Origin of the sequence: Streptomyces sp. SCUT-3 (assembly GCF_014083985.1) — a bacterium.
GTDB classification, from domain to species: Bacteria; Actinomycetota; Actinomycetes; order Streptomycetales; family Streptomycetaceae; genus Streptomyces_H; species Streptomyces_H thermolineatus.
The window spans coordinates 1,699,637-1,714,853 of sequence record NZ_CP046907.1 but is presented as its reverse complement, the minus strand read 5'-3'; the positions used below and the strand labels follow the sequence as shown (position 1 = coordinate 1,714,853).

Here is a 15,217-nt window from a genome sequence, read left to right as displayed (position 1 = left end):
CGGTGCCGGAGCCGCACGGCGGCGCGCAGACCACCACACGAGCTGGGGGGACGACGGGTGATGCACGGCCGAGGTACGTACCTGTCGACGACCGACCACCGCGCGCGGAGGTCGGGTTGAGTCCTCCGGGAGCCCTGCTGGCCCGGTCGGCCGAGCAGGGCTCCCGCAGCGTGCTCCTGCCCCAGTTCCTGCTCGCGGCGCTGTGCGGCGGCTACGCCGTCGGCGCGTCGCTCGGCTGGGGGTCCCCCGCGACGGCGCTCTTCATGGGCGACTTCGGCCTGGCCGCGGGCGCGCTCGCGGCCGCCGTCTCCTGCCTGCTGTACGCACGCACCGTCTCCGGCCCCTCCCGGCCCGCGTGGCTGCTGTTCGCCCTGTCCTCCGCCATGCTCGCCCTCGGCAACGGCGTGTGGGGCTGGTACGAGGTCGTGCTGGACGAGCCCGTCCCCGGGACCTCCCCGGCCGACTGGGCCTTCCTGTGCTTCGGGCCGTCAGCGATCGCCGGCCTGCTGCTGCTCGCGAAGCGGCCGGTCACCCGCGCCGGGTGGGTCTGCCTGCTCCTCGACACCTGGCTGGTCGCCGGCTCCCTGCTGACCCTGTGCTGGAGCCTCGCGCTGTCGCACACCGCGGACCGGACCGGCGAGGGCCCGCTGCGGCAGGCCCTCGCCCTGTCCTACCCCCTGCTGGACATCGCGCTCGTCAGCGCGGTGCTCGCCCTGACCTTCCGGCGGTCCTCGGTCAACCGCGCGGCGGTCAACACCGCCGTCGCCGCACTGGGGCTCACCGTCCTGTGCGACGCCCTGTTCACCTCGCCCGCGCTGCGTGAGAGCTACCGCTCCGGCCAGATCCTCGACGCCGGCTGGTTCGCCGCCAGCCTCCTGCTCGCCTACGCCCCCTGGGCGGGCCGGCGCGCGCAGACGGCGTCCGGGGGCCGCCCCGCCCGCCGGCCCGCCCGCCCCGCCGCGCGCCCGTTCACCGCGCTCGTGCCGTACCTGGCCGCGGCCGTGTGCGTCCTGAGCATCCTGCACGCCTCGCTGACCGGCCGCCCCGTCGACGCGGTGGTGCTCAGCACCGGCTGCGCCGTCGTCCTGGCCCTGGTCGTCCGGCAGGCCATCATGCTGCTGGAGAACATCGCGCTCACCAACGAGCTCGCCCGCAAGGAGAACCACTTCCGCTCCCTGGTCCAGGGCTCCAGCGACGTGATCATGATGGCCTCCCCCAGCGGCACCCTGCGGTACGTCAGCCCCGCCTCCCGCGGCGTCTACGGGCGCCCCGCCGAGGAACTGATCGGCACCGACCTGGCCGCCCACATCCACCCGGAGGACCGCGGCGGCGTGCTCCACGAGGTCCGGCGCTTCCTCGCCGCCCCGCCGGAGACGGAGCCCGCCACCCGGATCGAGTGCCGGTTCCGCGACGGCTCGGGCGGGTGGCTGCACATCGAGTCAACCGTCAACCGCTACCGCAGCGGCCTGATCTTCAACAGCCGGGACGTCACCGAGCGGGTGCGCCTGCAGGCCCAGCTGCAGCACAACGCCTCCCACGACCCGCTGACCGACCTGCCCAACCGCTCCCTGTTCACCGAGCGGGTGGGCCGGGCCCTCGACGGCCGGCGCGGCGGCGACGGCTGCGTCGCGGTCCTGTTCATCGACCTCGACGGCTTCAAGGCGGTCAACGACACCGTCGGCCACCAGGCCGGGGACGAACTGCTGGTGCACGCGGCCCGCAGGCTCACCGAGTCGGTGCGCGCCGAGGACACCGTGGCCCGGCTCGGCGGCGACGAGTTCGCGGCCCTGGTGCGCGGCGTCGCCGGGGACCGCGCCACGCGCGAGCGGCAGGTCAGGGAGGTCGCCGACCGCCTGCGCACCGCCCTGTCCCGCCCCTACCGGGTCTTCGGCACCGAGGTGAGGGTCGCCGCCAGCATCGGCATCGCCTTCGCCGAACCCGGCCTGGCCCCCGGCGACCTGATGCGCAACGCCGACCTGGCGATGTACCGCGCCAAGTCCGCGGGCAAGGGGCGGGTCGAGACGTACGCCCCGCACATGCAGGCCGAGGCCGTGCGCCGGGCCGAGCTCGCCGACCGGCTGCGCACGGCCCTGCACGCCGGGGAGTTCACCCTGCTGCACCAGCCGGTCGTGGACCTGGCCACCGGGCAGGTCCACTCGGTCGAGGCCCAGGCCCGCTGGCGCTCCTCCCGGGGGATCCTGTTCACCCCGGCCGAGTTCCTCCAGGCCGCCGAGGACACCGACCGCACCGCGGAGCTGAGCCAGTGGGTGCTGGAGAAGGCCGTCGAGCACACCGCCCGCCGCCACCGGGCCGGGTGCCCGGTGCCGGTCGCCGTCCGGATGTCGCCCCGGCGCCTGATGGAGCGCCGCCCCCCGGAGCGGACCCTCGAGGCGCTGCTGGCCCGGCACCGCCTGCCGCCCGGGGCGCTGGTGCTGTACCTGGCCGGCACCGGGCCCCGGCCCGACCCGGAGGACCTCCAGCGCCGCCTGACGGCCCTGCGCCGGCTCGGGGTGCGCATCGCCCTGGACGGCTTCGGCGACGGCCACGCCACGATGTCCGCCCTGCGCAGCCTCCCCGTCGACGTGCTCCGGCTCGACAGCGGCCTGGTGGCCGAGGCCGCCGAGTCGGTCCGGGCGCGCACGATCGTCGCGGGAATGCTCCGGATCGCCGCCGACCTGGGGCTGCAGACCGTCGCCGAGGGTGTGGACCTGCCCGAGCAGGCGCTCGCGCTGCGCGCCATGGGCTGCACCCACGGCCAGGGAATGGTCTTCTCCGGGCCGCTGGACGAACACCGGCTGCGCAGCTCCCTCACCCGGGGGGCGTACCCCCTGCCGCGCGACCCGCTGGCGGCCGGGCGGACGGCCCCGGCCGCCCCGCTGCCGGTCGGCCCGGGCGGCGGCGCCGAGCCCGAGCCGCTTCCCGGCCCCTCGGTCCGACCGAATAGTGAGACGTCCGTCCCACCCACTTGACACCCGCCCCTTGACAGGAGGAAGGTCTTGACCATGCGCACCCGACTTCTCGTAATTGGACAGCGCGTCGGCTGATCCGGGCCCTTCCCGCCCCTTGACCGCAGCTGACGCGCCCCCCTCGCCTGCCATTCGGCACGAGGGGTTTTTTGTTGCACCGAACCCTTTGACGAACCCTCGCCGAACCCCTCCCGTCGATCCGCCGCCGGTTCCGGAGCAGGGGACGAAACCGAGAAGAGAATGCAGATGACCGAGCAGGCCACCGGGGTCCCCCACCCGCAGCCGCGGGCCCGCAGCGCCGCGCAGCAGCCCACCGTCGAGCACGTCACGGGAGCGCAGTCCCTCATCCGCTCTCTCGAGGAGGTCGGCGCCGACACCGTCTTCGGCATCCCCGGCGGTGCGATCCTGCCCGCGTACGACCCGATGATGGACTCCACCCGGGTGCGCCACGTCCTGGTCCGGCACGAGCAGGGCGCCGGCCACGCCGCCACCGGGTACGCGCAGGCCACGGGGAAGGTCGGCGTCTGCATGGCGACCTCGGGCCCCGGCGCCACCAACCTGGTCACCCCGATCGCCGACGCGCACATGGACTCGGTGCCGATCGTCGCGATCACCGGCCAGGTCTCCTCCAAGGCGATCGGCACGGACGCCTTCCAGGAGGCGGACATCTGCGGCATCACGATGCCGATCACCAAGCACAACTTCCTGGTCACCCGCGCCGAGGACATCCCGCGCACGATCGCCGAGGCGTTCCACATCGCCTCCACCGGCCGGCCCGGCCCGGTCCTGGTGGACATCGCCAAGGACGCACTGCAGGCCCGGACGACGTTCTCGTGGCCGCCGCACACCGAGCTGCCCGGCTACCGCCCGGTCACCAAGCCGCACGCCAAGCAGATCCGGGAGGCCGCCCGGCTGGTCACCGGCGCCCGGCGCCCGGTGCTCTACGTCGGCGGCGGCGTGCTCAAGGCCGGCGCCACCTCCGAGCTGCGCATCCTCGCCGAGCTGACCGGCATGCCGGTGACCACCACGCTGATGGGCATCGGCGCCTTCCCCGACAGCCACCGCCAGCACATCGGCATGCCCGGCATGCACGGCTCGGTCTCCGCGGTCACCGCGCTGCAGAAGGCCGACCTGATCGTCGCGCTGGGAGCGCGCTTCGACGACCGCGTCACCGGCAAGCTGGAGACCTTCGCGCCCTTCGCCAAGGTCGTCCACGCCGACATCGACCCGGCGGAGATCTCCAAGAACCGCGCCGCCGACGTGCCGATCGTCGGGGACGCCCGCGAGGTCCTGGCGGACCTGATCGTCGCCGTCCAGGCCGAGCACGAGGCCGGCCACCGGGGCGACTACGCCGACTGGTGGAAGCAGATCGACTCCTGGCGCGAGACCTACCCGCTGGGCTACGACCTGCCCGCCGACGGCAGCCTGTCCCCGCAGCAGGTCATCCGGCGGATCGGCGAGCTGGCCCCGGCCGGCACGGTCTTCGCCGCGGGCGTCGGCCAGCACCAGATGTGGGCCTCGCAGTTCATCGGCTTCGAGGAGCCCCGCACCTGGCTGAACTCCGGCGGTGCCGGGACCATGGGCTACGCCGTCCCGGCGGCCATGGGCGCCAAGGCCGGCCGCCCCGAGGCCACCGTCTGGGCCGTCGACGGCGACGGCTGCTTCCAGATGACCAACCAGGAACTGGTCACCTGCGCGCTGAACAACATCCCGATCAAGGTCGCGATCATCAACAACGGCGCACTGGGCATGGTCCGCCAGTGGCAGACCCTGTTCTACAACCAGCGCTACTCCAACACCGTGCTGCACTCCGGGCCCGGCGCGCAGGAGGCCGCCCAGGCCACCCGGGGCACCAGGGTGCCGGACTTCGTCAAGCTCGCCGAGGCGATGGGCTGCTACGGGCTGCGCTGCGAGTCCCCGGACCAGCTGGACGCGGTCATCGAGAAGGCCAACTCCCTCAACGACGGCCCGGTCGTCGTGGACTTCATCGTCCACGAGGACGCCATGGTGTGGCCGATGGTCGCGGCCGGCACCAGCAACGACGAGATCATGGCCGCCCGCGGGGTCCGCCCGGACTTCGGCGACGGCGAGGACGACTGAGCCCGCAGGACGCGAGGCCAAGAGCGCACGAAGAGAAGAGGGAACGAGCCCATGTCCAAGCACACGCTCTCCGTCCTGGTCGAGAACACCCCCGGCATCCTGGCCCGGGTCGCCGCGCTGTTCTTCCGCCGCGGGTTCAACATCGACTCCCTGGCGGTCGGCACCACCGAGCACCCGGAGATCTCCCGCATCACCATCGTGGTGAGCGTCGAGGACCTCCCCCTGGAGCAGGTCACCAAGCAGCTCAACAAGCTCGTCAACGTGCTGAAGATCGTCGAACTGGAGCCGTCCTCGGCCGTTCAGCGGCAGCTCGTCCTGGTGAAGGTGCGCGCCGACAACGAGACCCGCGGGCAGGTCACGGAGATCGTCCAGTTGTTCCGCGCCAAGACCGTGGACGTCTCCCCGGAGGCGATCACGATCGAGGCCACGGGCAGCAGCGACAAGCTCGACGCCATGCTGAAGATGCTGGAGCCCTTCGGTATCAAGGAACTGGTCCAGTCCGGCACGATCGCGATCGGCCGCGGTGCGCGTTCCATCACCGACCGGTCGCTGCGGGCCCTGGACCGGACCGCATAGCGAGACCGCGAAGCCTTCGCAGCCCCGCCCGCCGTACGGTGGGCAGCACAACCCGAAACAAGGAGAGACCCCAAGTGGCCGAGCTGTTCTACGACGACGACGCCGACCTGTCCATCATCCAGGGCCGCAAGGTCGCGGTCCTCGGCTACGGCAGCCAGGGCCACGCCCACGCGCTGTCGCTGCGCGACTCCGGCGTCGACGTGCGCGTCGGCCTGGCCGAGGGCTCGAAGTCCTGGAAGAAGGCCGAGGAGCAGGGCCTGCGCGTCGTCACCACCGCCGAGGCGGCCGCCGAGGCCGACGTCGTCATGATCCTGGTGCCGGACCCGATCCAGGCCGAGGTCTACGAGGAGTCCGTCGCCCCCACGCTGAAGGACGGCGACGCCCTGTTCTTCGGCCACGGCTTCAACATCCGGTTCGGCTTCATCAAGCCCCCGGCCGGCGTGGACGTGGCCATGGTCGCGCCCAAGGGCCCGGGCCACCTGGTGCGCCGCCAGTACGAGGAGGGCCGCGGCGTCCCGTGCATCGCCGCGGTCGAGCAGGACGCCACGGGCAACGCCTTCGCGCTGGCCCTGTCCTACGCCAAGGCCATCGGCGGCACCCGCGCCGGCGTCATCAGGACCACCTTCACCGAGGAGACCGAGACCGACCTGTTCGGCGAGCAGGCGGTGCTGTGCGGCGGCACCTCCGCGCTGGTCAAGGCGGGCTTCGAGACCCTGGTCGAGGCCGGCTACCAGCCGGAGATCGCCTACTTCGAGTGCCTGCACGAGCTCAAGCTCATCGTGGACCTGATGTACGAGGGCGGCCTGGAGAAGATGCGCTGGTCGGTCTCCGAGACCGCCGAGTGGGGCGACTACGTCACCGGCCCGCGGATCGTCACCGACGCCACCAAGGCCGAGATGAAGAAGGTCCTCGGCGAGATCCAGGACGGCACCTTCGCCCGCAACTGGATGGCCGAGTACAAGGCCGGCCTGCCCAAGTACAACGAGTACAAGAAGGCCGACGCCGACCACAAGCTGGAGACCACCGGCAAGCAGCTGCGCAAGCTGATGAGCTGGGTCGACGAGGAGGCGTAGGCCTCCCCGCGGCGGCGGCCGGGACCGCTCCCCGCGGCCCGGCCGCCGCCGCGCACCGTCCGCCCGACCACCCCGTCCACCCTCGTCAGGGTGATCCTCGCGGGACGGCGCCAGGTCGTGTGGGCCGAGTCGTTACACTCGTGTTTCACAGTGCGCGTCAGGCCCACAGCGTCGTGCGTCTTCCACGCGGCTCCATGCCATCCGCCGCCCGCGAAGGACCTAGTGAGGACCACGTGAGCAAACCCGTCGTACTCATCGCCGAAGAGCTGTCGCCCGCCACCGTCGACGCGCTGGGACCGGACTTCGAGATCCGGCACTGCAACGGCGCCGACCGCGCCGAACTCCTCCCCGCGATCGCCGACGTCGACGCGATCCTGGTGCGCAGCGCCACCAAGGTCGACGCCGAGGCCATCGCCGCCGCCCGGAAGCTGAAGGTCGTGGCCCGCGCCGGCGTCGGCCTGGACAACGTCGACGTCTCCGCCGCCACCAAGGCCGGCGTGATGGTCGTCAACGCCCCGACCTCCAACATCGTCACCGCCGCCGAGCTCGCCTGCGGCCTGCTGCTCTCCGTGGCCCGCAACATCCCGCAGGCCAACGCCGCGCTGAAGAACGGCGAGTGGAAGCGCAGCAAGTACACCGGCGTCGAGCTGGCGGAGAAGACCCTCGGCGTCGTCGGCCTGGGCCGGATCGGCGTGCTGGTCGCCCAGCGGATGTCCGCGTTCGGCATGAAGATCGTGGCCTACGACCCCTACGTGCAGCCGGCCCGCGCCGCGCAGATGGGCGTGAAGCTGCTCAGCCTCGACGAGCTCCTCGAGGTCGCGGACTTCATCACCGTGCACCTGCCCAAGACCCCCGAGACCCTGGGCCTGATCGGCGACGAGGCCCTGCGCAGGGTCAAGCCGGAGGTGCGCATCGTCAACGCCGCCCGCGGCGGCATCGTCGACGAGGCGGCCCTGGCCTCCGCGCTGAAGGAGGGCCGGGTCGCCGCCGCGGGCCTGGACGTCTTCTCGTCCGAGCCGTGCACCGACTCCCCGCTGTTCGACTTCGACAACGTCGTGGTCACCCCGCACCTGGGCGCCTCCACCGGCGAGGCGCAGGAGAAGGCGGGCATCGCGGTCGCCCGCTCGGTGCGCCTGGCGCTCGCCGGCGAGCTGGTACCGGACGCCGTCAACGTCCAGGGCGGCGTGATCGCCGAGGACGTGCGCCCCGGCCTGCCGCTGGCCGAGAGGCTCGGCCGGATCTTCACCGCGCTGGCCGGCGAGGTCGCCCTCCGCCTCGACGTCGAGGTGATCGGCGAGATCACCCAGCACGACGTCAAGGTGCTCGAGCTCTCCGCCCTCAAGGGCGTCTTCGAGGACGTGGTGGACGAGACGGTCTCCTACGTCAACGCGCCCCTGTTCGCGCAGGAGCGCGGCGTGGAGGTGCGGCTGACCACCAGCAGCGAGAGCCCGGAGCACCGCAACGTGGTGACCGTGCGCGGCACGCTGGCCAACGGCACCGAGGTCTCGGTCTCCGGGACCCTGTCCGGGCCGAAGAACATCCAGAAGATCGTCGGCATCGGCACCTACGACGTCGACCTGGCGATGACCGACCACATGGCGTTCCTGCGCTACGAGGACCGGCCCGGCGTCGTCGGCACCGTCGGCCGGATCCTGGGCGAGGCCGGGCTGAACATCGCCGGCATGCAGGTGGCCCGTGCGGCGGCCGGCGGGGAGGCGCTCGTCGCGCTGACCGTGGACGACACGATCCCGCACCAGGTGCTGGCCGAGATCGCCGCGGAGATCGGCGCGACCTCCGCGCGCGCCGTCGACCTGGCGGAATGAGGACCGCGGGCGCCCTCCGGGGCGGCCCGCGCGGACAGCCCGACGGGCGCCGCTCCCACCCGGGAGCGGCGCCCGTTCCGTGTTCGCCGTCTCAGATAGTAGGAAGTCCGAGTAATTGTGCAGACATCACGGCCCCTCTGCCCTAGCGTTGTAGGAGCCGAACGACTCGCTGCATCCAGCGACCGCGGACGAGAGCCGCGCCATCGGGCAGGTCACCCCTGCCGCGCCTGCTCCCCGCCCTTCCTTTGGCGTCTTCAGACCTCATTCCAGCGTCTTCGGACCGCCCTTCGGGATTGGAGTACCGCGTCATGGACGAGAACGCCCGCAAGAACGCCGCAGAAGCCCTCCAGCGCGCCCTGGACCGCCGCGACAACGGCGGCAGCACCGGCCACCGCGGCTGAGCCGCCCGCACCGTCCGGAGCCGGCGGCCGCCCGCACTCCGGTGCGTCCGGCCGCCGGCTCCTCCGCGCGGTGCGCTACCCGGCCCCGGACCCGGACCTGCCCCCGGTTCCGGCCCCGGCCTTCCTGGCGACGGTGAACCGGTCGATCCGCCGGCCGTCCTCGGCGAGTGCGCTGACCGTCAGGGTCGCGGTGCCGCCGGCGGGGGCCGGTTCGACCTCGACGGCGAGGAACGAGTAGCCGGTGTACCGCACCCGCGACCACCGGACGACCTCCGGGGCCGGGACCCGGGACTCCGTCCAGTGGTAGGTCGCCACGTGGCTGAGGTCCTCGACCTTTCCCTCGTGGCTGTCCGGCACGGCGAAGCCGTACAGCTCCTTGCCGGCGCCGCCGGCCGTCACGTACACGGTGCCGTCGCGCTCGGGGCGGACCGTCGCCCCGACAGGCAGCGGCAGGGAGACCTCGCCGCCGCGGATCGCGTCGGTGCGCTCGTACACGTGGTTGTGGCCGTTGACCACCAGGTCCACCGCGTACGTGTCGAACAGGTGCGTCCACTCCTTGCGCACCCCGCCGTCCGAGGCGTGGGCACTGGTCGTGGAGTAGGCGCAGTGGTGGAAGAAGACCACCACGAAGTCGATGCCCGCCGTCGCGCGCAGCCCGCGCAGGCGCCGCTCCAGCCAGGCGGTCTGGCGCCCCCGGGAGAGGCCGCGGTTGGCGGGGATCTCGTAGCTGACGTCGTTGGAGTCCAGGGCGACCACCCCGACGTTGCCGTAGGTGAAGGAGTACGCGCCGGGGACCGCGTCCGGGCCGTTCCCGGGAAGGGCGAAGCGCGCCCGCTGCCCGTCGTACCCGTCGGGGGAGTACCAGGCCTCCATGTCGTGGTTGCCGGTCGTCACCATCCACGGCACGCGCGAGGCCACGGGCTCGGTCTGGGCGAGGAACTGGTCCCAGGTGCGCGCGTCGTAGGTGTCGGACTCCTTGCCCAGGCCGCTGCCGTCGGCGTAGCAGATGTCGCCCGCGTGCAGGTGGAAGGCCGGGCCCTGGGCCAGGATCAGGGCGTCGTTGGCGAGCGCGTGGTAGCTGACGCCCTGGTCGCCGAAGGCGGTGAAGACGAAGCGGCCGGCCCGGGCCGGGGCGGTGGTGAACGAGCCGACCGCGGCCGGGACACGGGCCCCGGCCGGGTCGAACCCCTCGTGGCCCACGCCGTAGTAGTAGGTGGTGCCCGGCCGCAGTCCGTCCAGGGCGACGTGCAGGTAGTACTGGTCGACCGCGGGCAGCCTGCGCGACAGCGACGGGGTGTGCAGGTGGCGCACCTCGGCGGGGATCCTCCGGCCGAGGTCCCACGGCTCGGTGCCCAGCCTCAGGAAGGGGCCGCGCACCGCGAACGGGACCTGCCACGCCACCCGCATCTGCGTCCGGGGGTCCGCGCCGAGGGCCAGGTGGCGGCCGAAGGGGGCGACCATGGAGCCGTCCACCCGGCCGGTGGCGGGGGAGGAGAGCAGCACGGGCCCGGAGCGGGGCGCACCCGACGCGGCGTGCACCGCCGATCCGCCGAGCAGGCCGGCGCCCGCGGCGACCCCGGCTGCGGCCGCACCGCGCCGCAGCACCCCGCGGCGGGACAGTCGTGCGCGCAGGTACTCGTGCTGCTCCGGCATGCTCATCCGGGCCGCGAGCCGTTCGTCGATCCCCATGCGTGGCGTGTCCATGGGGGCAATCTGCCTGCGGGGCCCGACCCCCGTGCTGCGCCGGGGTGAACGGAGTCCTACCGGACGGTCAAGTGTCCGTATGGCGGACTGCACGTGTCATGAAACGAGACAAGGAGTAGGGTCGCGGCATGTCTAGCAGCATCCGCCTCGCAGTGATCCCCGGTGACGGCATCGGTCAGGAAGTCGTGGCCGAAGGACTCAAGGTCCTGGCCGCCGTCCTCCCCGAGGGCGTGAAGCTGGAGACCAAGGAGTACGACCTCGGCGCCCGGCGCTGGCACGCCACCGGCGAGACCCTCCCCGACGCCGAGCTGGAGCAGCTCAAGGAGCACGACGCGATCCTGCTCGGCGCGGTCGGCGACCCGTCGGTGCCCTCCGGCGTCCTCGAGCGCGGCCTGCTGCTCAAGCTCCGCTTCGCCTTCGACCACCACGTCAACCTGCGCCCCGCCAAGCTCTACCCGAACACCGCCTCGCCGCTGGCCGGCGACCCGGCGATCGACTTCGTGGTGGTCCGCGAGGGCACCGAGGGCCCCTACGTCGGCAACGGCGGCTCGCTGCGCACCGGCACCGAGCACGAGGTCGCCACCGAGGTCAGCCTCAACACCGCCTTCGGCATCGAGCGCGTGGTGCGCGACGCCTACGCCCGCGCCCAGGCCCGGCCGCGCAGGAAGCTGACGCTGGTCCACAAGAACAACGTGCTGGTGCACGCCGGACACCTGTGGAAGAACATCTTCGACCGGGTCGGCCGGGAGTACCCCGAGGTCACCACCGACTACCTGCACGTCGACGCGGCGACCATCTTCTTCGTCACCCAGCCCGAGCGGTTCGACGTCATCGTCACCGACAACCTCTTCGGCGACATCCTCACCGACCTCGCCGCCGCGGTCACCGGCGGCATCGGCCTGGCCGCCTCGGGCAACATCAACCCCTCCGGCGCGTTCCCCTCGATGTTCGAGCCGGTCCACGGCTCCGCCCCGGACATCGCCGGGCAGGCCAAGGCGGACCCGACCGCCGCGGTGCTCTCCGTCGCCATGCTCCTGCAGCACCTCGGGTACGCCGAGGAGGCGGCCAGGATCGAGGCCGCGGTCACCGCGGACCTCGCCGAGCGCACCGGCCCGCGCGCCACCCACGAGATCGGCGACGCGATCGCCGCCCGCGTATCCGCCTGACGCACCCGCCCGCCCGTCGCCGCCCCCGCCCCGCGGGGAGCGGTGGCGCGGGCCGACTGTGCTCACGCGCGGCGGGGTGCGACCATCGACATCGGGCCGCGTCCTTCCCGTACGGCCCGACCCCGGTGACAATCGCGGTCGGGCCGTTGCGTACGCCGGGTTGATAGGACGTCCGACCATCGCGGAAGCGGATGCGGTCCACCACGACCACATGGTGAAGGACATGCACAGATGACCACGACCGCAAGCAGCCCCGCCCCGCTCCCGATCGAGCTGAAGCCCACCGCGCACCCCCTGCCGGACGCGGAGCGCCGCAGGATCCTGAGCAACCCCGGGTTCGGCCGCCGCTTCACCGACAACATGGTCACCGTCCGGTGGACCGAGGGCCGCGGCTGGCACGACGCCCAGCTCGTCCCCTACGCGCCGCTGCAGATCGACCCGGCCAACATGATGCTCCACTACGGCCAGGGCATCTTCGAGGGCCTCAAGGCCTACCGGCAGCCCGACGGCACCGTCGCCACCTTCCGCCCGTTCGCCAACGCCGAGCGCTTCCGGGCCTCCGCCCGCCGCCTGGCCATGCCCGAACTGCCGGAGGAGACCTTCGTCGCCGCCATCGACGCCCTGGTCCGGCAGGACAGCGGCTGGGTCCCCGAGCACGGCGGGGAGGCGAGCCTGTACATCCGCCCCTTCATGTTCGCCACCGAGGTCGGCCTGGGCGTCAAGCCCGCGAACGAGTACCTCTTCATGGTCATCGCCTCCCCGGCCGGCGCCTACTTCCCCGGCGGGGTCAAGCCGGTCTCGGTCTGGCTCTCCGAGGAGTACGTGCGCGCCGCGCCCGGCGGCACCGGTGCGGCCAAGTGCGCCGGCAACTACGCCGCCTCCCTGGTCGCCCAGGCGCAGGCCGCCGAGCACGGCTGCGACCAGGTCGTCTGGCTGGACGCCGCCGAGCGCCGCTGGATCGAGGAGATGGGCGGCATGAACCTGTACTTCGTGTACGGGGAGGGCCGGGACGCCCGCGTGGTCACCCCCGCCCTGACCGGGACGCTGCTCCCCGGCATCACCCGCCAGTCCCTGCTGGAGATCGCCGCCGACCTCGGCCACCGGGTCGGCGAGGAGCGGATCTCGGTCGAGGAGTGGCGCAACGCCTGCGCCGACGGCACCCTGACCGAGGTCTTCGCCTGCGGCACCGCCGCGGTCATCACCCCGGTCGGGTCGGTGAAGTCCACCAGCGCCGACTGGACCGTGGCCGACGGCGAGCCGGGCGAGGTCACGATGCGGCTGCGCCGCGCCCTGCTCGAGCTCCAGACCGGCGTCGCCGCCGACACCCACAACTGGATGCACCCCCTGGGCTGAGCCCCGGCCCCGGCCCTGCCCGGTCCGAGCCCGCGCCCGTACCCGCGGGCCGGGCGGGCCGGGCCGGCCGGGCGGTCGAGGAGCGGCGCGGGCCGGACGCGCGGACGCGTGCATCCGGCCCGCGGGACCGCCGTTCGCATCCTGAGACGCCGTGCGGCGGCCGGCGGCCTCTGTGGCAGACTGCCCCTCGTGTCCTCGTTCGCCATGATTATCGGCAGCAGGCGCGCCGGTCCGCAGTGACCGCTCCCCGCACCCGACCGGTGCGGAAGCGGACACGAAGCCCCCGACCCGCGCGCAGACCTCTCGCACCCGCGAGAGGTTTTTTCGTTTGCCGGAGCTCCACGACAGGGCCGACCGCCCGGGCGGGAGTCGCGCGGGGGGATCATAGGAGGCAAGTGGAGTCGGTCATTCCGAAGACCGCGCACCCGACAGGAGCTCAACGAGATGACGGCCGCACCCGACGACAGCTTCCATGTCTTCGACACCACGCTGCGCGACGGCGCACAGCGCGAGGGCATCAACCTGACCGTGGCGGACAAGCTCACGATCGCCCGCCACCTGGACGACTTCGGCGTGGGCTTCATCGAGGGCGGCTGGCCGGGCGCCAACCCGCGGGACACCGAGTTCTTCGCCCGGGCCGCCACCGAACTCGACCTGAAGCACGCGCAGCTCGTGGCCTTCGGCGCCACCCGCAGGGCCGGCACCACCGCGGCCGAGGACCCCCAGGTCAAGGCGCTCCTGGCCAGCGGGGCCCCGGTGATCACCCTGGTCGCCAAGTCCCACGACCGGCACGTCGAACTCGCCCTGCGCACCACCCTCGAGGAGAACCTCGAGATGGTCCGCGACACCGTCCGCCACCTGCGGGAGCAGGGGCGCCGGGTCTTCGTGGACTGCGAGCACTTCTTCGACGGGCACCGGGCCGACGCCGAGTACGCCGAGGCCGTGGTGCGCGCCGCGCACGGGGCCGGCGCGGACGTGGTGGTGCTGTGCGACACCAACGGCGGCATGCTCCCCGGAGAGGTCCGGGACGTCGTGGCGCAGGTGCTGGCCCGTACCGGGGCGCGCCTGGGCATCCACGCCCAGGACGACACCGGCTGCGCCGTGGCCAACACCCTGGCCGCCGTCGACGCCGGCGCGACCCACGTCCAGTGCACGGCCAACGGCTACGGCGAGCGCGTCGGCAACGCCAACCTCTTCCCCGTCGTCGCCGCCCTGGAGCTCAAGTACGGCCGGCGGGTGCTGCCCGAGGGCTGCCTCGCCGAGATGACCCGGATCTCCCACGCGATCGCCGAGGTCGTCAACCTGGCGCCCTCCACCCACCAGCCCTACGTGGGCGTCTCCGCCTTCGCCCACAAGGCCGGGCTGCACGCCTCGGCCATCAAGGTCGACCCCGACCTGTACCAGCACATCACCCCCGAACTCGTCGGCAACAGCATGCGGATGCTGGTCTCCGACATGGCCGGCCGCGCCTCGATCGAGCTCAAGGGCAAGGAGCTCGGCTACGACCTGTCCGACCGCGACCTCCTCGGCCGCGTCGTCGCCAGGGTCAAGGAGCGGGAGAACGCCGGCTACACCTACGAGGCCGCCGACGCCTCCTTCGAGCTGCTGCTGCGCGACGAGGTCGCCGGCCGCCGGGAGCGGTTCTTCCGGCCCGAGTCCTGGCGCGCCATCGTCGAGGAGCGCCCGGACGGCTCGCACGCCAACGAGGCGACCGTGAAGCTGTGGGCCAAGGGGGAGCGGATCGTCGCCACCGGCGAGGGCAACGGCCCCGTCAACGCCCTGGACAGGGCGCTGCGGGTGGCCCTGGAGCGGATCTTCCCTCAGCTGGCGAAGCTGGAGCTGGTGGACTACAAGGTCCGCATCCTGGAGGGGAGGCGCGGCACCGAGTCCGTGACCCGGGTGCTGGTGGAGACCAGCGACGGCAGCGGCGAGTGGTCGACGGTCGGCGTCGGCCCCAACGTCATCGCCGCCTCCTGGCAGGCCCTGGAGGACGCCTACACCTACGGCCTCATCCGCGCAGGGGTGCTGCCCACCGAGTGAGCGGTACGGCCGCGG

General features: G+C 72.8%; 9 protein-coding genes. 8 read left to right on the top strand and 1 reads right to left on the bottom strand.

Annotated elements, in window-relative coordinates; all coding sequences use genetic code 11:
* Positions 1-116: 116 nt before the first annotated feature.
* The 5 genes from GQS52_RS07435 (at position 117) to serA (ending at position 8,538) form a co-directional block, all read left to right on the top strand.
* Entirely contained in the window at positions 117-2,969 is a 2,853-nt protein-coding gene (locus GQS52_RS07435) for an EAL domain-containing protein (protein ID WP_182312549.1), read from the top strand.
* A 237-nt stretch (positions 2,970-3,206) separates the two neighbouring features.
* Positions 3,207-5,066 carry an acetolactate synthase large subunit gene (locus tag GQS52_RS07430; RefSeq protein WP_182312547.1) on the top strand — a complete coding sequence of 620 codons (1,860 nt, stop codon included), beginning with the start codon at positions 3,207-3,209 and terminating at the stop codon, positions 5,064-5,066.
* Positions 5,067-5,117: 51 nt separating this feature from the next.
* Positions 5,118-5,642 (top strand): acetolactate synthase small subunit, encoded by a 525-nt coding sequence (gene ilvN, locus GQS52_RS07425; RefSeq protein ID WP_182312544.1) that lies wholly within the window; start codon positions 5,118-5,120, stop codon positions 5,640-5,642.
* Between the two features lie 74 nt (positions 5,643-5,716).
* Positions 5,717-6,715 (top strand): ketol-acid reductoisomerase, encoded by a 999-nt coding sequence (ilvC, locus tag GQS52_RS07420; RefSeq protein WP_182312542.1) that lies wholly within the window; start codon positions 5,717-5,719, stop codon positions 6,713-6,715.
* Between the two features lie 233 nt (positions 6,716-6,948).
* Positions 6,949-8,538, top strand: a complete 1,590-nt coding sequence (gene serA / locus GQS52_RS07415) for a phosphoglycerate dehydrogenase (RefSeq protein WP_259370639.1) — start codon at positions 6,949-6,951, stop codon at positions 8,536-8,538.
* A 476-nt stretch (positions 8,539-9,014) separates the two neighbouring features.
* Here serA and GQS52_RS07410 read toward each other — a convergent pair whose 3' ends face one another.
* Complete coding sequence (locus tag GQS52_RS07410; RefSeq protein WP_182312538.1) at positions 9,015-10,643, bottom strand: metallophosphoesterase family protein; 1,629 nt, start codon at positions 10,641-10,643, stop codon at positions 9,015-9,017.
* Between the two features lie 128 nt (positions 10,644-10,771).
* Between GQS52_RS07410 and GQS52_RS07405 the strand changes: the two genes are divergently transcribed.
* From GQS52_RS07405 to cimA, 3 genes are all read left to right on the top strand, one after another.
* Positions 10,772-11,809 (top strand): 3-isopropylmalate dehydrogenase, encoded by a 1,038-nt coding sequence (locus GQS52_RS07405; RefSeq protein ID WP_182312536.1) that lies wholly within the window; start codon positions 10,772-10,774, stop codon positions 11,807-11,809.
* Positions 11,810-12,040: 231 nt separating this feature from the next.
* Positions 12,041-13,162: a branched-chain amino acid aminotransferase gene (locus GQS52_RS07400; RefSeq protein WP_182312534.1), complete on the top strand. Its 1,122-nt coding sequence runs from the start codon at positions 12,041-12,043 to the stop codon at positions 13,160-13,162.
* Positions 13,163-13,606: 444 nt separating this feature from the next.
* A complete protein-coding gene (gene cimA, locus GQS52_RS07395; RefSeq protein WP_182312532.1) occupies positions 13,607-15,202 on the top strand; it encodes a citramalate synthase in 1,596 nt (531 codons plus the stop codon).
* Positions 15,203-15,217: the final 15 nt, after the last annotated feature.